The sequence below is a fragment of the Pseudoxanthomonas sp. 134C1 genome, from assembly GCF_057773065.1.
On record NZ_JBYMTH010000003.1, the window covers coordinates 170,507 to 188,457 of the forward strand.

The following is a 17,951-nucleotide window of genomic DNA, read 5'->3' on the forward strand; positions in this document are numbered from 1 at the left end:
ACCAAGTGGTCCGAATCAGGTCATTGAAGATGGGGCCACGGGCAATATGGGTCGCGGATCGACCGCTTTCCAGCCGACCGCGTGGAACAGTGCGGCCCGGGGTCCGGTTAACCGCATGTTCACTCGTTGCCATCGGCAAAGCGTCATCCTGCCGCTCGCAAGCCTGCCGCCATTGTCCGACAACGGAGTTCCGTTTGCGCCTTTCGCCGCTCTCCACCGCCGTGCTCACCCTGCTCCTGGCCGCTCCGCTGGCACAGGGACAGGAGGTGCGCCTGCCGGACATCGGGTCCTCCGCCGGCGAGGTGCTCAGCCCGGCACGCCAGGCCGAGTACGGCGGGATGATGCTGCGCGAGCTGCGCAACTACGGTTATCTGCTGGAAGACCCGCTGCTGGACGAGTGGCTGCAGAAGGTCGGCACCCGGCTGGGCGCGGAAAGCGATTCGCCGCGCCAGAGCTACACCTTCTTCCTGATGAAGGATCGGCAGATCAATGCGTTCGCGACCCTGGGCGGCTACATCGGCACCAACGCGGGCCTGATCCTGACCGCCGAACGCGAGGACGAGGTGGCGGCGGTGCTGTCGCACGAAATCGCCCACGTCACCCAGCAACACGTGCTGCGCGGCGTCGAGCGGGCCGAGCGCGATCAGATTCCGATCCTGCTCGGCATGCTGGGGGCGATCGTGCTGGCGCAGAGCGCCGGTGGCAATTCCAGTGGCGACGCCTCGATGGCCGCGGTCGCCAGCGGCATGGGCCTGATGCAGCAGCGCCAGATCGACTACACCCGCTCCAACGAGTCGGAAGCCGACCGCCTCGGCATCCGCACCCTGTCGCGCGCGGGCTACGACGTGGACGCCATGGCCGGTTTCTTCGCCCGCATGGCCCAGGCGACCCGGGCCAACCGCGGCAGCGGCCGCGAGGCCTATCCCGACTACCTGATGACCCACCCGGTCACCACCACCCGCATCAGCGAAGCCAAGCAGCGGGCCGAGCAGATGCGCAAGGACAATCTGACCCTGATCACCCGGGTGCCGGGAGGCGGCGAGCGGGTCGAGCAGTTCGATCCCAAGCGGGTGGTTCCGCCGGAAAAGGACAGCGACAACCCGCTGCTGCCACTATCGGTGCGCCTGCCGGGCGATCTGTTCAGCCGTGGCCCCACCGGTGATTTCGACTGGGCCCGCGAGCGCCTGCGGGTACTCAGCGCGACCACCGCCGACAGCGCCGCCCGCGATTACGAGACCATCCGGCGCGAGACCGGCAAGGCGCTGACCGACGCCCAGCGCTACGGCCTGGCCCTGGCGCACCTGGGCGCCGGCCGCCCGGATGTGGCGCTGTCCGAACTGGCGCCGCTGCTGGCCGAGCATCCGGGCAACCTTTGGCTGGAGCTGGCGATCGCCGAGGCCGAGTCCCGGGGCGGCCGCACCGCCGCCGCCAACCAGCGGCTGGCCCGCCTGCTCCAGCAAATGCCGAACAACCGTCCTGTCGCCCTGACCTTCGCCCGCGTGCTGAACGAACAGGGCGGCGCCGAGGCCGGCCGGCACGCCCAGGCGGTCCTGCGGCCATTGCTTTCCCGGGCCGGCAACGACCCCGTGTTCCAGCGGGAGTTCGGCCGGGCCAACGAGCTGGCCGGCGATCCGGTGCGCGCCGGCGAAGCGTTCGCCGAGGCGGCGTTCCTGAACGGGCGGCCGGAGCAGGCCCTGATCCAGTTGCAGAATCTCAAGAAGCGCAGCGACCTGGATTATTACGCCCGCGCCCGCATTGACGCCCGCATCGCCGTCATCACCCCCCAGGTGCTGGAACTGCGCCGCCAGGGCGTGCGCGACCCGGATATCGAGCGGCGCTAGGTCCCGTCCGGCGCCTTGGCGGACCCGGCTGTCATATGACGGGCGCGCGGCATGTCACGTTTCCGTCATAAAATTGTCGTCTACTGGAGCCGTACCCCACAGACGACGGTAAACGCGTGCAGAAGCACATCTTGATCGTTGACGACGAGCCCGCCATCCGCGACATGGTCGCCTTTGCCCTGCGCAAGGGTGATTACGAGCCGGTGCATGCGGGCGACGCCCGCGAGGCCCAGAACGCCATCGCCGACCGGGTCCCGGACCTGATCCTGCTGGACTGGATGCTGCCGGGCACCAGCGGACTGGAACTGGCGCGGCGCTGGCGCAAGGACGCGATGACCCGCGACGTTCCGATCATCATGCTCACCGCCCGCGGCGAGGAGAACGACCGGGTCGGCGGGCTGGAAGCCGGAGTCGACGACTACGTGGTCAAGCCGTTCTCGGCCCGCGAGCTGCTCGCCCGGATCCGCGCGGTCATGCGCCGCTCGCGCGAAGACGACGAGGACGGCAGCGTCGGCATCGGTCCGCTGCGCATCGACGGTGCGGCCCATCGGGTGTTCGCCGGCGACACGCCGGTGCCGATTGGCCCGACCGAATACCGCCTGCTGCATTTCTTCATGACCCACCCCGAGCGGGTGTATTCGCGCACGCAGCTGCTGGACCACGTCTGGGGCGGCAGCGTGTATGTAGAAGAGCGCACGGTGGACGTGCACATCCGCCGCCTGCGCAAGACCCTGGAACCGCACGGCCTGGAGAACATGGTGCAGACCGTGCGCGGTTCGGGCTACCGGTTCTCGGCATCGGTCTGAGCATGGGATTCGGCGGTGGGGATCCGGGATTCGATGTTTCCCTCGCCTGCTCCCGCTGGCTGTCATAAATAACTGCCTACAATCGGCCCATGCCTCAATACATACGCTCCGCCTGGTTCAAGACGCTCGGTCAACTGGCGGGTGTGCTGGCCCTTGCGGTGGTGATCGGATTGCTGATCGGCCATGTCTGGCCGGTCGTCACCCTGGCCGCGCTCGGCGTGGTCGCCTGGCACTACTGGCGGCTGCGCAAGGTGCTGGTGCGCCTGACCGCCCGCCAGCGCCTGGAACCCGCGCGCGGCAACGGGGTCTGGAACGAACTGGATCGGTTGCTGTTCCGCGGCCATGCGGAGATGCGCGCGCGCAAGCGCAGGCTGCTGGACATGCTGCGCGCCTACCGCGCCGCCGCCGCAGCGCTGCCCGACGCGGTCGTGGTGGTGGAGCGCAACAGCCAGCGCGTGCAGTGGTTCAACAAGGCCGCCACCAGTCTGCTGGGCCTGCAGTATCCGACCGATATCGGCGCGGCGGTCGGCGATCGCCTGCAACCGCTGCCGATGTCGCACTGGCTGGCCGCCGGCCGCAACGCCGAGCCGATGCTGGACGCCGCCTCGCCGGTGGATCCGCAGTTGCGCCTCAATCTGCGCCTGATTCCCTATTCCGATCAGTACTGGCTGCTGGTCGCGCGCGACGTCAGCAAGATGCTGCGGCTGGAACAGATGCGCCGCGACTTCGTCGCCAACGTCTCGCACGAGCTGCGCACGCCGCTGACGGTGGTCCATGGTTACCTGGACATGCTGGATCCGCAGGATTTCCCGGAATGGACGCCGATGCTGGCGGAAATGCAGAAGCAGTCCCAGCGCATGACCCAGCTGGTCGAGGATCTGCTGACGCTCTCGCGGCTGGAAGCGCAGGACAGCCTGCCGGACGAAAGCGTGGCGATGGCGCCGATGCTGGCCACCCTGCGTCGCGAAGCCGAGGCGCTGAGCCAGAAACGCCATATCGTGACGGTGGAAGACGACGCGGGCGTGGATCTGTGGGGCTCCAACAAGGAACTGCACAGCGCGTTCTCCAACCTGGTCAGCAATGCGGTCCGCTACACCCCGGCCGGCGGCACCATCAGCGTGCGCTTCGCCCGCGAAGGTGACGGCGCCGTGCTGAGCGTGCGCGATACCGGCTACGGCATTCCCGCCGCGCACCTGCCACGCATCACCGAACGCTTCTATCGCGTGTCCACCAGCCGTTCGCGCGAAAGTGGCGGCACCGGCCTGGGCCTGTCGATCGTCAAACACGTGCTGAACCTGCACCAGGCGCGGCTGGACATCCAGAGCGAGGTCGGCCACGGTAGCGTGTTCTCGGTGCATTTCGGTGGCGAGCGCGTGCATTCGCGCACGCCCGCGCCTCCTCCTTCCCTCCCGCACAGCCAGATCGCATGAACGCCGCCATCGACACGACGCCGGACCATCTGAGCAACGAAGACGCCCTGCGCGATCCCTCGCTCTACCTCAACCGCGAACTGTCGCAGCTGGATTTCAATTTCCGCGTGCTGGCACAGGCGCTGGATCCCCAGGTTCCGCTGCTGGAGCGGCTGCGCTTCCTGTGCATCTCCTGCACCAACCTGGACGAGTTCTTCGAAATCCGTGCGGCCACCGTCCGCCACGCGCAGGATTTCGGTCTGCCGCCGGCGGCAGATGGGCTCAGCCCGACGGTCGTGCTCAACCGCATCCACGACCGCGCCGCGGAACTGGTGGACGCGCAGTACAAGTGCTGGAACGAGGTACTGCGCCCGGCCCTGAACGAAGCCGGCGTTCGGGTGTTCGGCCGCGGCGCGTGGAGCGCGCGCCAGACCCGCTGGCTGCGCGCGTACTTCCGCAACGAGATCATGCCGGTGCTGTCGCCGTTGGGCCTGGATCCGGCGCATCCGTTTCCGAAGATCCTCAACAAGTCGCTCAACATCGTGGTCGTGCTGAAGGGCAAGGACGCGTTCGGTCGCGCCGGCCATCTGGCGATCGTGCGCGCGCCGCGTTCATTGCCCCGCATCATCCACCTGCCATCGCGGGTGTCCGGCGGCGAGAACGACTTCGTGCTGCTGTCCTCGGTGCTGTCGGCGTTCGTGGACGAACTGTTCCCGGGCATGGAGGTCAAGGGTTCCTACCAGTTCCGCGTCACCCGCAACTCCGAACTGGTGGTCGACGAAGAGGAAGTGGAGAACCTGGCTCTGGCCCTGCGCGACGAACTGGTCGGGCGCGGCTACCGCCCCGCGGTGCGCCTGGAGATCGCACAGGATTGCCCGAAGCCGATCATCCGCACCCTGCTGCAGAACTTCGCCCTCCCCGACAACGCGGTCTACCTGATCGACGGGCCGGTCAATCTCAACCGGGTCATCCAGGTGTACGACCTGGTCCAGCGCCCGGAATTGAAGTACCCGGTATTCACGCCGCGCACCCTGCGCGACAGCGATGCCATCTTCGACAAGGTCGATGACGGCGACGTGCTGCTGCACCACCCATTCGACGCCTTCACTCCCGTGCTGGAACTGCTGAAGCAGGCGGCGGTGGATCCCAACGTGCTGGCGATCAAGCAGACCCTGTACCGCACCGGCAAGGATTCGGCGATCGTCGACGCGCTGGTTCAGGCCGCGCGCAATGGCAAGGACGTCACCGTGGTGGTGGAACTGCGCGCGCGCTTCGACGAGGACGCCAATCTGGGAGTGGCCGATCGCCTGCAGGAAGCCGGCGCGCAGGTGGTGTACGGCGTGGTGGGCTACAAGACCCATGCAAAGATGTTGCTGATCGTGCGTCGCGAGGGCAAGAAGCTGCGCCGCTACGTGCATCTGGGCACCGGCAACTACCACAGCGGCACTGCGCGCGCCTATACCGATCTGGGCCTGATCACCGCCGATCCGGACATCGGCAGCGACGTGCATCTGCTGTTCCAGCAATTGTCGGGACTGGCCCCGTCCACCAAGCTCAAGCGCCTGCTGCAGTCCCCCTTCACCCTGCATGCCGGCCTGATCCGCAAGATCGAACGCGAAGCGAAACTCGCCAAGGCCGGCAAGCCGGCCCGCATCATCGCCAAGATCAACGCGCTCAACGAACCCCGCCTGATCCGCGCGCTGTACGCCGCCTCGCAAGCGGGCGTGCGCATCGATCTGATCGTGCGGGGCGCGTGCGCGCTCCGACCCGGCGTTCCCGGGGTATCGGACAACATCCATGTCCGTTCCATCGTCGGCCGCTTCCTGGAACACAGCCGGATCTACTGGTTCGGCAACGACGGCAATCCGGAACTGTATTGCGCCAGCGCCGACTGGCTGGAACGCAACCTGCTGAACCGGGTCGAGACCTGCTTTCCGGTCCTGGACGCCGATCTGGCCAAGCGGGTGTTCCGCGAGGGTCTGCAGAACTATCTGGACGACAACCAGAACGCCTGGGTGCTGGATGTCGACGGCACCTACCGCAAGGTGGCGCCGGCCGACGGCGAGGCCCCGCATTCGGCGCAGGCGACCCTGCTGGCCGGGGTCTGAGCGTGATGCAAGTGCCTGAAATGGCAGGAACCGCGTTGCCAACCCGCGGCTCCTGCCTCTAGGCTTTTCCGATGCCGCCCGTTTCCGCCCACGTCTCGCCGCCGCCTCATGACGGCGAACAGCTCGCCGCCATCGATCTCGGTTCCAACAGCTTCCACATGATCGTGGCGCGCTACACGCTGGGCCAGTTGCGCGTGGTCGATCGTCTGCGCGAGACCGTGCGCATGGCCGACGGCCTGGACGGCAAGGGCGGACTCTCGCAGGCCGCGCGCGAACGCGCGCTGGACTGCCTGTCGCGCTTCGGCCAGCGCATCCGCGACGTTCCCGCCACCCGGGTGCGTGCGCTGGCCACCAATACCGTGCGCCAGCTGGCCGATCCGCAAGCCTTCCTGGTGCCGGCGGAAGCCGCCCTCGGCAAGCCCATCGAAGTGGTGTCCGGCCGCGAGGAGGCGCGCCTGATCTACCTTGGCGTGGCCCACGCGCAGCCGCCCAAGCCGGGACAGCTGCGCCTGGTCATCGACATCGGCGGCGGTTCCACCGAGTTCATCATCGGCCGCGGCATGGAGACCCTGGAGCGCGAGAGCCTGCAGGCCGGCTGCATCGCCAGCACCCGCCGCTTCTTTCCCGGCGGCAAGATTTCCAAGAAACGCTGGAAGGAAGCCCTCACCGAGATCGCCGCCGAGTTCCAGCAGTTCGCCGGCCAGTACCGCGCGCTCGGCTGGCAGGAAGCCATCGGTTCCTCCGGCACCAACAAGGCCATCGGCGAGATCTGCGCCGCCATGAAACTCACCAAGGGCGCGGTCACCGCCGAGGCGTTGCCGCAGGTCCGCGAGCGACTGCTGCAGGCCGAACGCATCGACGCAATCGACCTGCCCGGCCTGTCCAGCGACCGCCGCCCGATCATCGCCGGCGGCGTGCTGGTGCTGGAGGCCGCCTTCGAGGCGCTGGGCCTGCAACGCCTGATGGTCAGCAAGGCGGCGATGCGCGAAGGCATCCTGTACGACATGCTCGGCCGCGGCAGCGACAATGATCCGCGCGACCTGTCGGTGGCGGCGCTGATCCAGCGCTACGGCATCGACGAAATCCAGGCCGCTCGGGTGGAGGCCACCGCGTTGCGCCTGCACCAGCAGGTCGCCGAAGCCTGGAAACTGGACGACGACGACGCCCGCATGCTCGGCTGGGCCGCGCGCCTGCACGAGATCGGCCTGGTCATCGCGCACAGCCAGTACCACGCCCACGGTGCCTACGTGCTGGAGAACTCGGACATCGCGGGCTTCTCGCGGCAGGAGCAGCAGGTCCTGGCGGCGCTGGTCCGCACGCACCGCCGCAACATTCCCAAGACCGCGTTCGATGCCCTGCCCGACCGCCTGCTGGTGTCGGCCAGGCGCAAGGCCGCGTTGCTGCGGCTGGCGGTGCTGCTGCACCGCGCCCACGAGGCCGCGCCGATTCCACGGCTCGAACTGGCTGCCGACGGCGACGAACTGCGGCTGGTGGTGGACCGCCGCTGGATCGAGGCGCGCCCGCTGCTGAAATCGGATCTGGTCGGCGAACCGGAAGACATGCAGGGCCTGGGCATCGCCTTCAAGCCCTTCGTCGCCTGAGCCCCGGCCCGGGGCCCTCCCCTCTGCAAACCTGAACCGGCCGCGCTAGACTCCGCCCGGGAATCCATCGAGGCCATGCCGGACGACGCCGGACCGGGCGGGAACCGTTCCGTTGCGCCATGCGTCCGTCGCGTCCGCCGATCGATCGTTTCCCGCCCTTGCCTTCAGGAGGAAGTCATGCGGAACGACAGTCCCTGGAATGCGATCCTGGCCGATGGCGGCCCCGGCGCGCTGGCCATCGGCCGCAACGTCGATCGCGTGCTCGATGCGGTACGCACCCATCTGGACATGGACGTGGCCTTCATCTCCGAATTCGGCGGCCGCTACCGGACCTTCCGACACGTGGTCGGTTCAGCCGATCCCATGCCGATTCGCCCCGGCGATACCAGTCCGCTCGACGAAGGCTATTGCCTGCGGGTGGTCGAGGGCCGCATCCCGCAACTGATTCCCGACACCGGCGCGGTGCCCGCGCTGGCGGCGATCCCGGAAACCGCGCAGGTCCCGATCGGTTCGCACATCAGCGTTCCAATCCGGCTGCGCGACGGACGCGTCTACGGTACCTTCTGCTGCTTCAGCCTGCGCCCGCAGCCGTCACTGGGCGATCGCGACCTGCACATGATGCGCGCCTTCGCCGACCTGCTGGCCTACCAGATCGACGGCAACCTGGAGGCCGTGCGCGAACACCAGGAGAAGGTCGAACGGGTCACCTCGGTGCTGGAAATGGGCCAGCCCAGCATCGTCTACCAGCCGATCTACCACCTGGCCGAGGAGCGCATCGTCGGCATCGAATGCCTGTCCCGGTTCGACATCAATCCCCCACGTCCGCCGGATCTGTGGTTCAACGAAGCGCGCGAGATTGGTCTGGGCGTGCGCCTGGAACTCAACGCCATCCTCACCGCGCTCGATGGCCTGCGCCACGTGCCCGGTGATTTCTATGTGTCGGTCAATGTCTCCCCGCAGACCATCATCAGCGGCGAAATCGCCGGCTATCTGGATGAGCTTCCGCCGCATCGGCTGGTGCTGGAAATCACCGAGCACGCCTATGTGGAGGACTACGCGGTCCTGCGCGAGCAATTGGCGCCGATGCGGCGCCAGGGCGTCCGCGTCGCGATCGACGACGCCGGCGCGGGGTATGCCAGCATGCGCCACGTGCTGGCCACCAGCCCGGACATCATCAAGCTGGACATGACCCTGACCCGCGGCATCGACAGCGATTCCCCCCGCCGCGCACTGGCGGCGGCGCTGATCGCCTTCGCCCGCGAAACCCACAGCGGCATCATCGCCGAGGGCGTGGAAACCGCCGCCGAACTGGCCGCGCTGCGCGCGTTGGGGGTACCCGACGCACAGGGTTACTTCCTGTCGCGGCCGCTATCGCTGGCGGCCCTGATCGCCCTGCTGCATCCGCCGGGCAAGCGCGTCCACTGACTCCATCCCGTCCCTGATCCCGTCGGGCCCGCGCAGGGCTCTGGCATGATCCGGCATCCTTTCCGGAATCCACGACATGCGGCGCCACCCGATTCCCCACACCGACCTGCGCGCCTCGCGCATCGCCTGTGGCTGCATGCAGCTGAGCCGCGTCTGGGACGACAGCGATCCCACTCCCGAGGAACGGCGGCAGACCGCGCTGCTCATTGAAACGGCGCTGGAGCAGGGCATCAACCTGTTCGATCACGCCGACATCTACGCGCGCGGCAAGTCGGAACGATTGTTCGGCGACTGGCTGGCGGCCTCGCCCTCGCGCCGCGACGGGCTGATCCTGCAATCGAAGTGCGGCATCCGCTTCGCCCACGATCCGCAACCGGATTCGCCCGGCCGATACGATTTCAGCCACGCGCACCTGATGGACTCCGTCGAAGGCAGCCTGCGCCGGCTGCGCACGGATCGCCTGGATCTGTTGTTGCTGCACCGGCCGGATCCGCTGGGCGTACCGGAAGAAGTCGCTCGCGCGTTCGATGATCTGCACCGCAGCGGCAAGGTGCGGCATTTCGGTGTCAGCAACCACACCGCCAGCCAGATCGCGCTGCTTCAGGCGCATGTGGATCAGCCGCTGGTGGTCAACCAGGTCGAAATCAGCCTACTGCACCACCACCTGATCAACGAAGGCGTGATCGCCGCCACCACCGGCACCGCATACACCGCTTCGGCCAATACGCTGGACGAATGCAGGCGCCAAGGGATCCTGCTCCAGGCATGGTCACCGCTGGCCGGTGGCCGGCTGTCGCATCCCGAAACCGCCGAACCCGCGCTGCGCCCCACCGCCGAAGCCGTCGCTCTGATCGCCGCGCGCCACGGCGTTTCCGCAGAAGCCGTCCTGCTGGCCTGGCTGCTGCGCCATCCGGCCGGCATCCAGCCGGTCATCGGCACCACCCGGCCCGATCGCCTGGCCGCGGCCTGCGCGGCCGATGGCATCGAACTCAGCCGCGAGGAGTGGTACACGCTGTTCACCGCGGCGCGGGGCGGGCCGGTGCCTTGAGCGTGGGGATTGGGGATTGGGGATTGGGGATTGGGGATTGGGGATTGGGGATTGGGGATTGGGGATTGGGGATTGGGGATTGGGGATTGGGGATTGGCAGGATCTTCCGCTTTTGCCTCCCCCCTTTGAAAAAGGGGGATTGAGGGGGATTTGCTCTTTGCGCCAAAAGCAAAAAATCCCCCGTCACCTGCCTTCGCAGGTGCCCCCCCTTTTTCAAAGGGGGCTACCTGGAACGGCGACGCCATATGCGAGTCCACATTGGCTTCTTGAAGGCACTTTCCCGGAAATCCAATCCCGTCGGCCGCTGTCACGCGAACGCCATGTAACTGCAATGCGGGTTTCATCGCCGCTCTCCACCATGCGCAAAACGTGGAGTCGCGCATGCGGTACGCCATCGTCACCGAAACCTATCCGCCCGAGGTCAATGGCGTTGCCCTGACCGTGCAGGGGCTGGAGCAGGGCCTGCGCGCGCGCGGGCACCGGGTTTCGCTGGTCCGGCCACGCCAGGAAGGCGACCTGCGCGAGCTCGACGACGTCACCCTGGTGCGCGGCGCGGCGCTGCCCCGCTATCCCGGACTGAAATTCGGCCTGCCGGCGGCGCGGCGCCTGGTCCGGCTGTGGAGCGAATCGGCACCGGACGCGATTTACGTGGCCACGGAAGGCCCGTTGGGATGGTCGGCGCTGCGCGCTGCGCGACGCCTGGGCATTCCGGTCGCGACCGGCTTCCACACCCGCTTCGATGAGTACATGCGCGACTACGGCGCGGCGTTCCTGCAACAGACCGCGATGCGCTGGATGCGGCGCTTCCACAACGGCGCCAACGCCACTCTGGTCCCGACCCGCGAACTGCAGGAATTCCTGGCCTCGCAGGGATTCGCCCGGGTCGTACGGCTGGCCCGCGCGGTCGACACATCGCAGTTCTCTCCCGGACATCGCGACCCGGCGCTGCGCGCGCAATGGGGCGTCGATGCGGACACGCCGGTGGCGATCTACGTCGGCCGCATCGCCGCCGAAAAGAACCTGGCACTGGCGGTGCAGGCATTCCGCGCCCTCCAGCGCGAACGTCCCGACGCCCGCTTCGTGTGGGTCGGCGATGGTCCCGCGCGGGAACGGCTGGCGGCGGCCAATCCGGATTTCGTGTTCTGCGGCGTGCAGCGCGGCCTGGCGCTGGCGCGGCATTTCGCCAGCGGCGACCTGTTCCTGTTTCCGAGCCACAGCGAAACCTTCGGCAACGTCACCCTGGAGGCGATGGCCAGCGGTGTGCCCACCATCGCATTCGACTACGGCGCCGCGCGCGAACACTTGCGCAACGGCCTGCACGGTTTCGCGGTCCGCGACGACGATGCCTTCGTGAACGCGGCCATGCAACTGGGCGCCGACGATGATCTGCGCAAGCGCCTGGGCGCCAACGCCTGCGAGGCCGTGCGCCCGCTGCGGCCGGAACAGGTGGCCATCGATTTCGACAACCTGCTGGCCGGTCTGGCCGCGCAAAGGAGGCCGCATGAGAACGTCGCTACCGCGTAACGCGCTGCGGGGCCGCGACGCGGGCTGGTGCCTGCGTGCCAACCGCTGGGGCGAATGGCACGGCGTGCGACGCTTCTTCGCGGTGATCAGCCGGCTGGGCGACGGCGTGTTCTGGTACGTGCTGATGGGCGCGCTGATCGTGGTGGACGGATTGGACGGATTGGCCGCGTCGGCGCATCTGGCCGCCACCGGCGTGATCGCGCTGACCCTGTACAAGCTGCTCAAGCGCTGGACCCGCCGGCCGCGTCCGTTCGCGTCCGACGTGCGGATCCGCGCCTGGATCGCGCCGCTGGACGAATTCAGCTTTCCGTCCGGCCACACCCTGCACGCGGTCGCCTTCACCGTGGTCGCGCTGGCCCACTATCCCGCGCTGGCCATACTGCTGATTCCGTTCGCGGCCTGCGTTGCGGTGTCGCGGGTGGTGCTGGGCCTGCATTATCCCAGCGACGTACTGGCGGCCACCGCGATCGGTTCGGCGCTGGCCGGGCTGTCGCTGTGGCTGGTGCCGGGCGTGTCGCTGTTCGGCTGAATCGCGCGCCGCGATCCACGCAACACGCAAGAAGAAGGCCGGATTCCTGAGAATCCGGCCTTCTTCACATCACGAGGATGATGCTCAGTTTTCCAGCAGCGGCTTGCGCGGCAGTTTCTGCTCGCGCATCGCGGCGTGGTAGGCGAACGAGGCCAGGATCGCCGCGGCCTGCTTCAGATCCTCCGGCGACGCGTGATCGTAGGTGTCCAGATCGCTGTGGTGGACGTTGCTGAAGTAGTCCAGACCGTCCTGCACGAACTGGAAGCCCGGCAGACCGACGCGATCGAACGAGACGTGGTCGGTGCTGCCTGTGTTGCGCACCGTCACGATGGTGGCGCCCACGTCGTTGAACGGCTTCAGCCACGCTTCGAAGATCGGCATCGCCGCCTGGTTTTCCTGTGCATAGATGCCGCGGATCTTGCCGGAGCCGTTGTCCAGGTTGAAATAGGCCGAGAACTTGTCGTAATCGCGCTTGCGCTGCAGCGGGCCGGTGCGTTCCTGGAAGTAGCGCGGCAGCTTCTTCTGTTCCGGATCGGTGGCTTCCGGGTAGTCGGCGAAATGCTTGGCGACATAGGCGGCCGAACCGATCAGTCCCTGCTCCTCGCCACTCCACAGCGCCACCCGGATGGTGCGGCGCGGCTTGGCGCCCACCGCCTTGAGGATGCGCATGGCTTCCATCATCACCGCTACGCCGGCGGCGTTGTCGGCCGCGCCGGTGCCGGCGTGCCAGGAATCCATGTGCGCGCCGATCATCACGATCTCGTCGGCCTTGCCGCTGCCCGGGATCTCGGCAATCGTGTTGTAGCCGGGATCGTTGGTCTCGCTGGTGAACTGCGCATCCACGTTGATGCGCAGCCGCACGTCCTGCTTGCGCTCGATCGCGCGCAGCAGCGGGTTGTAGTGCTCCGCCGCCACCGCCAGTTCGGGAATGCCGGCCGGTTCGCCGGCGCGGCGCGAACCGCCGCCGCCGACCCGGATGATGCCGTTGTCCCAGCCGCTGATGCTCAGCGCCGCCAGCGCGCCTTCCTCGGTCAGGAAACGGTTGGTCGCCTGCACCAGATCCTGGCGCTGCCGGTACTCGGCCAGACGCTTGCCGCGATCCGCCGGGTTGGTGTCCTTGGGTACGCTGAAGGACAGCAGTTCGGTGAGTCCGGCTTCGTCGTAGCGGCGCGAGTCCGCCTCGGTGCCGGGCTTGTACTCGCGGACTTCGCTGAGCAGGACGATCTTGCCCTTCAGCTTGCCCTTGTACTTGTCCAGGTCCGCCTTGGTCTTGAGGGTGACGACCACCGCCTCGCCCTCCACCGGACCCTGCGTGCCGGGCGTCCAGGCCTTGGGCACCGCGCGCAGCGAGGTCACCCGCGGCGCCAGCAGTTCCACGCTCGCGGAGCGATACGTCCAGCCGCGGCCGAAATCGTCGAAGGCCTCGTCATGGACATTGGCGAGGCCCCATTCGGTGAATTTGCCGCGCGACCAGGCATTGGCCTGCGCCATGCCCGGCGAATTGGTCAGGCGCGGCCCGATTTCCTCGGTCAGGTGGCCGAAGGTCGCCATCACCTGCGACCGGTGGAATGCCTCCTGGCGGATGCGGTTGACCATGTCCAGGTCCACCGGCTCATTCGCCTGCGCCATTCCGGCCAGGCCCAGGCACAACGCCATCACGCTCCGCTTCAACACGCCCCTGCTCTCCCCGGGTTGTCCCCGAATGTGCACAAAGGATCGAGTCTGCCCCGGCCAAAGGTCATGGTCCCCCTGCCATCAGTCATGGTCCGGAGGAGAGCCAGCGAGAGCCTGGCTCAGCGGAACGGCTCGCGGCGGGCTCGTTGCAATGCGGGAACGCCCTGTCCGGCCCAGTCGCGATCATTGGCGACCTGCGCCTGGCCGCGGCTGGCTTCCAGCGCGTCGAAATCGAGTTCGGCGATCGCCCAGACCTCGTCACCCCGGGTCTGCGCCAGCACGCCGTCCGCCGGAAAACCGCGATCCACGGGTGCGAACAGCGCCGCCTCGCCGGTGTTCACGTCCAGGGCCGGGCTCCAGTCGGCGATGCCGGCGGTGACCGCCTGGGCCACGAAGAAACGGTTTTCCAGCGCGCGCGCCAGGCACCCCACGCGCACACGGGTGGCGCCGGCGTCGGTGTCGGTGCAACTGGGTACCGCCAGCAGGCGTGCGCCGGCTTCGTACTGCGCGCGCACCGGCAGCGGAAACTCGCTGTCGTAGCAGACCGCGATGCCGGCGCGCACGCCTTCGACATCGAACACCCTGAGCGCATCGCCGCCCTCGATCACACCGATCGCCTTCTCGAAACCCGTGAGCTGAAGCTTGTCCTGCCAGCCGTGGGTGCCCTCGGGCGCGAACCAGTAGCTGCGGTTGCGGTAGCGCTGCTCGCCCACCGCGAGCAGGAACGATCCGGCCACGACGTGCATGCGCAGTTCCGCCGCCAACCGCGGGAACAGGTTCATCCAGTCCGCATGCAAGGCCTGGGTCGCCGCCAGGGAGGCGACCAGATCACCGCGAACCTCCGCCGCGAAGCTCGCGGCCAGTTCCAGCGACAGATATTCCGGCAGCACCGCCACCTTGGCGCCCCGCCCGGCCGCCTCGCCCAGCAGTCGCGCCACGCGCTCGGCGAAGACGTCGAAATGATCGGGTGCCTGGATCGGATACCTGGCGACGGCGACCTTCATGGCGTGGCCTCCAATGGACGCAGCCAGAACGTCAGCGCATGCGGGATTTCGCCTCGACCGATTTCGTTCCAGTCCAGTTGCATGGTCATTCCCGCGCTGCGCCGGTAGCCACGCTTGTGCCAGAACGCGTCGTTGCCCCGATGCGCGGCCGGCCGACGCGGGTCATCGGCTTCGCGATCCACCGCGCAGAATGCGGTCCAGCGGAAACTTCCCAGCGCGCGCGCATGCGCCTCGCGATGGTCGAAGAAGGCGTGGCCGATGCCGTGCCCGCGGTAATCCGGCAAGAGCACGGATTCGCCGAAATAGAACACGTCGCCGGGCGCGATGTCCGATCCCTGGAACGGCTGGCGGAATGCCTCGCCATCGTCCAGCAGCGGCAGCCCGGTGGATGCGCCGATCACCCGATCCCGATCCGTCGCCAGCACGAACACGCTGCGCGGCGATGCCGCATAGGCCGCCAGATAGTCGCGCTCGTAGTCGAAATCACCCTCGTACAGATAGGGCCAGTCGCGGAACACGGCCACGCGCAGGCGCGCCACGTCGGCCAGCCACGGACCGATGTCCGGCCCGCGCAATACGCGGATGTCGAGGGAAGAATCCATCCGCGAACTTTACCGCAGCGCCGGCAGGGCCACGCAGGATCACGGCGCGCGGTCGTCACCGGGCCAGTCCCGCGGCCGCTCGACACCCCCGCGGGCAATCCTGCGGCCCACCGCCACCGCCGCGCCGGCGAGCAGGCCGCCCACCACGAGCATCACGTGCGCCGCCATCACCATCAGTACGCCGAGGGCTTCTCCGGGACCACCGTCATGGCCCGGCTGCGATGAGGCATGGCAGTGCTGCAACCAGAGCAGCGACAACAGGAGTTGCGGCAACAGGAACAACGCGGCGTACAGGCGCCACGAAATCACCGCGGCCATGACATAGAACAGGACGGCCAGGATCGTCCCCAGCAGCATCACCGGCATCGGTCGACGTCCCCCGGCGACAGGTGTCGGCGATCGTCCCAGGCGTAGACCACGATGCCCGGTTCGGGCAGCACCCACAGGCGCGCGTGCCCATCGCGCGAACACGCCGTGTAACGATGGGCACGCGGTGAATCCGCTGTCGTCCGCCAGGGTCCCCAGAGGATGGGAACGGCATGCCGCGAAAGGCCTTCCCTGGCCTCCGTCGCGTCCTGCAGGAACATCATCGCCCGGGTGCGCAGCGCGTCCCGCGTGTCCGCCGCCAGCCGGAATCCCAGCCGACCCCGGCGCACATGCCGCAGCGGCAGCAGCAGCGCGGCGAGTGTGCGTTCGCTCGTGCCGAGCACCTGACCCTCGTCCCCGTCGAGGGCGATCACGGTCTCGGTGTGCAGGCAGGCGGGCAGCACGCGGCACGCGCGGCGATGCAGGGTCTGCGGATCCAGCATGGCGGGGCCTCAGCGCAACCCGGAACCCAGGTCGTACCAGTCGACCTTGCGGGTCACCCACATGATCACCGCCAGGATGCCGAACAGCAGCAAGGTTCCCATCAGCAGCGCATTGGTTTCCGACAGCAGCAGCATGTACAGCACGCCGTACAGCGCGGTCAGCATCGCCGCGAACCCGGCCGCGCGCAGCCAACTGCGCAGCACCCCGGACAGATAGAAGAACTGCAGGCCGATGCACGCCAGCGCCGATACCAGGTACGCCTTCCAGAAGGCGATGTGTTCGGACAGGCTGAGCAGCAGCAGGAAGAAGATCGCCAGCGCCAGGCCGACCAGCAGGTACTGCAGCGGGTGGATGGGCAAGCGTTTGATCAGTTCGAACAGGGCAAAGCCGACGAAGGTCAGCACGACGAACAGGATGCCGTACTTGCTGGCGCGATCGGCCTGGGTATAGATGTCCACCGGATCGACCAGATGGATGTCGGCGCTGTCGATGCGGGTCAGCGAGGGGCCTTCGGAAGAGGTGTCGATGGCGGCCTGGCCGGTCAGCGGCATGCGCCGGGTGAAATCGCCTTCGGCGCCGGCCAGCTGGGCCTGCGCGTTGCTGGCCAGCGAGGAGATTTCCCAGTTGGCGGTGAAGCCGTCGGCCTCGACGGTGCGCTGGGTCGGCAGGAAGCGTCCGCCGAACAGCGGATGCGGCCATTCCGAATGCACGTCGATGCGGTTGCTGTCGGCGATCGGGCTGATGCCGAGCGACTCGGTGCCGGCCAGTCCGAATTCCAGTTGCACGTCGCTGGCCGGCAGGGGCATGCCGCCCTCGCCGCCCAGCGGCGCATGAACACCGCTCATCCGCGCGGACATCGCGCCGGTGCCGCCCTCGAAGGCGAGCGTGCGCCCGTCGACCTTGACGACGGGCGTACCCACCAGACCGCGCACGTCGCTCAAGCCCATCACCAGGGTCGGTTCACCGTAGGTGCGGCCGTCCGCCTGCTCCAGCGCCAGCGGTTCGAAGTGCGCGCTCATCCTTGCCGACCACTGGTAGGTGCGCACGTCGTACAGGCCGATGCGCCGCAGCGCAGGCTTCAGGCCGCCGCCGGCCTGCAGGCGCTTCGGCGTCTGCAGCACGTAGCCACGCACGGTTTCCTGGCGGATCTCCGGCTTGCCTTCGGCGTTGACCACCGTGGTGTTGCTGCTCTTCTGCCAGGGCACCACCCGCAGCGGCCCGATCACCTGTTGCGGGCCGGCCATGCTTTCGGCAATCCGCTCGACCGCCTGGGCCTGATAGCGTTCTCGATCGCTGATCACGCCGCGCACCATCAGCAGGGGAATCATCAACAGCAGCACCAGACCGCCCACGGTCAGGAACCGCAACAACAGTTTCAACGACTTCATGTCTTCGCCCATCCGGGTGTGGAGATGGGCATAGCCTGATGACGGCCGGTGGGCAGGTGTGGAAGCGGATTTGAAGTCTGTGTGAAGTGGTGGCCGGCGCCTTCTCCCCTGTAGGAGCGACGTGAGTCGCGACATCTCACTGGGTCGAGTCGCGACTCACGTCGCTCCTACAAGGCTGGGGT

Annotated in this window: 15 protein-coding genes; 9 read left to right on the plus strand and 6 right to left on the minus strand. The window is 67.8% G+C overall.

Features of this window, described 5'->3' with window-relative positions; translation table 11 throughout:
* Window positions 1-194: 194 nt before the first annotated feature.
* The 9 genes from AC3DEZ_RS07905 (at window position 195) to AC3DEZ_RS07945 (ending at window position 12,291) form a co-directional block, all read left to right on the plus strand.
* A complete protein-coding gene (locus AC3DEZ_RS07905) occupies window positions 195-1,841 on the plus strand; it encodes a M48 family metalloprotease (RefSeq protein ID WP_447102750.1) in 1,647 nt (548 codons plus the stop codon).
* 116 nt (window positions 1,842-1,957) lie between these two features.
* Window positions 1,958-2,647 (plus strand): phosphate regulon transcriptional regulator PhoB, encoded by a 690-nt coding sequence (phoB, locus tag AC3DEZ_RS07910; protein WP_141456251.1) that lies wholly within the window; start codon window positions 1,958-1,960, stop codon window positions 2,645-2,647.
* An 89-nt stretch (window positions 2,648-2,736) separates the two neighbouring features.
* Window positions 2,737-4,077 (plus strand): phosphate regulon sensor histidine kinase PhoR, encoded by a 1,341-nt coding sequence (gene phoR / locus AC3DEZ_RS07915; protein ID WP_488387710.1) that lies wholly within the window; start codon window positions 2,737-2,739, stop codon window positions 4,075-4,077.
* Window positions 4,074-6,164, plus strand: coding sequence for a polyphosphate kinase 1 (gene ppk1 / locus AC3DEZ_RS07920; RefSeq protein WP_447102752.1), 2,091 nt, complete (start codon window positions 4,074-4,076; stop codon window positions 6,162-6,164). The genes phoR and ppk1 overlap by 4 nt, the downstream gene beginning before the upstream one ends.
* Window positions 6,165-6,235: 71 nt before the next feature.
* Complete coding sequence (ppx, locus tag AC3DEZ_RS07925) at window positions 6,236-7,765, plus strand: exopolyphosphatase (RefSeq protein WP_488387711.1); 1,530 nt, start codon at window positions 6,236-6,238, stop codon at window positions 7,763-7,765.
* Between the two features lie 177 nt (window positions 7,766-7,942).
* Window positions 7,943-9,190 (plus strand): EAL domain-containing protein, encoded by a 1,248-nt coding sequence (locus AC3DEZ_RS07930; protein ID WP_488387712.1) that lies wholly within the window; start codon window positions 7,943-7,945, stop codon window positions 9,188-9,190.
* Between the two features lie 76 nt (window positions 9,191-9,266).
* Window positions 9,267-10,238 carry an aldo/keto reductase gene (locus tag AC3DEZ_RS07935; protein ID WP_488387713.1) on the plus strand — a complete coding sequence of 324 codons (972 nt, stop codon included), beginning with the start codon at window positions 9,267-9,269 and terminating at the stop codon, window positions 10,236-10,238.
* Window positions 10,239-10,619: 381 nt separating this feature from the next.
* Window positions 10,620-11,762 (plus strand): glycosyltransferase family 4 protein, encoded by a 1,143-nt coding sequence (locus tag AC3DEZ_RS07940; protein WP_488387714.1) that lies wholly within the window; start codon window positions 10,620-10,622, stop codon window positions 11,760-11,762.
* Window positions 11,740-12,291, plus strand: coding sequence for a phosphatase PAP2 family protein (locus AC3DEZ_RS07945; RefSeq protein ID WP_488387715.1), 552 nt, complete (start codon window positions 11,740-11,742; stop codon window positions 12,289-12,291). The genes AC3DEZ_RS07940 and AC3DEZ_RS07945 overlap by 23 nt, the downstream gene beginning before the upstream one ends.
* Window positions 12,292-12,375: 84 nt before the next feature.
* Here AC3DEZ_RS07945 and AC3DEZ_RS07950 read toward each other — a convergent pair whose 3' ends face one another.
* From AC3DEZ_RS07950 to creD, 6 genes are all read right to left on the minus strand, one after another.
* Window positions 12,376-13,947 (minus strand): M28 family metallopeptidase, encoded by a 1,572-nt coding sequence (locus AC3DEZ_RS07950; RefSeq protein WP_488387948.1) that lies wholly within the window; start codon window positions 13,945-13,947, stop codon window positions 12,376-12,378.
* Window positions 13,948-14,084: 137 nt separating this feature from the next.
* Window positions 14,085-14,969 (minus strand): carbon-nitrogen hydrolase family protein, encoded by an 885-nt coding sequence (locus tag AC3DEZ_RS07955; RefSeq protein WP_488387716.1) that lies wholly within the window; start codon window positions 14,967-14,969, stop codon window positions 14,085-14,087.
* Window positions 14,966-15,571 carry a GNAT family N-acetyltransferase gene (locus AC3DEZ_RS07960; protein ID WP_488387717.1) on the minus strand — a complete coding sequence of 202 codons (606 nt, stop codon included), beginning with the start codon at window positions 15,569-15,571 and terminating at the stop codon, window positions 14,966-14,968. Before AC3DEZ_RS07960 ends, AC3DEZ_RS07955 begins: the two co-directional genes overlap by 4 nt.
* A 39-nt stretch (window positions 15,572-15,610) precedes the next feature.
* Window positions 15,611-15,937, minus strand: coding sequence for a hypothetical protein (locus AC3DEZ_RS07965; RefSeq protein WP_488387718.1), 327 nt, complete (start codon window positions 15,935-15,937; stop codon window positions 15,611-15,613).
* Window positions 15,928-16,380, minus strand: coding sequence for a hypothetical protein (locus tag AC3DEZ_RS07970; protein ID WP_488387719.1), 453 nt, complete (start codon window positions 16,378-16,380; stop codon window positions 15,928-15,930). Before AC3DEZ_RS07970 ends, AC3DEZ_RS07965 begins: the two co-directional genes overlap by 10 nt.
* A gap of 9 nt (window positions 16,381-16,389) precedes the next feature.
* Window positions 16,390-17,769, minus strand: coding sequence for a cell envelope integrity protein CreD (gene creD, locus AC3DEZ_RS07975; protein ID WP_488387720.1), 1,380 nt, complete (start codon window positions 17,767-17,769; stop codon window positions 16,390-16,392).
* Window positions 17,770-17,951 lie beyond the last annotated feature (182 nt).

Coding starts and splice junctions, on each gene's coding strand:
- AC3DEZ_RS07960 (WP_488387717.1), bottom strand. CDS start 15,571: ATGGATTCTTCCCTCGACATCCGCGTATTGCGCGGGCCGGACATCGGT.
- AC3DEZ_RS07935 (WP_488387713.1), top strand. CDS start 9,267: ATGCGGCGCCACCCGATTCCCCACACCGACCTGCGCGCCTCGCGCATC.
- AC3DEZ_RS07965 (WP_488387718.1), bottom strand. CDS start 15,937: ATGCCGGTGATGCTGCTGGGGACGATCCTGGCCGTCCTGTTCTATGTC.
- AC3DEZ_RS07945 (WP_488387715.1), top strand. CDS start 11,740: ATGAGAACGTCGCTACCGCGTAACGCGCTGCGGGGCCGCGACGCGGGC.
- ppk1 (WP_447102752.1), top strand. CDS start 4,074: ATGAACGCCGCCATCGACACGACGCCGGACCATCTGAGCAACGAAGAC.
- AC3DEZ_RS07970 (WP_488387719.1), bottom strand. CDS start 16,380: ATGCTGGATCCGCAGACCCTGCATCGCCGCGCGTGCCGCGTGCTGCCC.
- AC3DEZ_RS07930 (WP_488387712.1), top strand. CDS start 7,943: ATGCGGAACGACAGTCCCTGGAATGCGATCCTGGCCGATGGCGGCCCC.
- AC3DEZ_RS07955 (WP_488387716.1), bottom strand. CDS start 14,969: ATGAAGGTCGCCGTCGCCAGGTATCCGATCCAGGCACCCGATCATTTC.
- creD (WP_488387720.1), bottom strand. CDS start 17,769: ATGAAGTCGTTGAAACTGTTGTTGCGGTTCCTGACCGTGGGCGGTCTG.
- AC3DEZ_RS07950 (WP_488387948.1), bottom strand. CDS start 13,947: ATGGCGTTGTGCCTGGGCCTGGCCGGAATGGCGCAGGCGAATGAGCCG.
- ppx (WP_488387711.1), top strand. CDS start 6,236: ATGCCGCCCGTTTCCGCCCACGTCTCGCCGCCGCCTCATGACGGCGAA.
- AC3DEZ_RS07940 (WP_488387714.1), top strand. CDS start 10,620: ATGCGGTACGCCATCGTCACCGAAACCTATCCGCCCGAGGTCAATGGC.
- phoR (WP_488387710.1), top strand. CDS start 2,737: ATGCCTCAATACATACGCTCCGCCTGGTTCAAGACGCTCGGTCAACTG.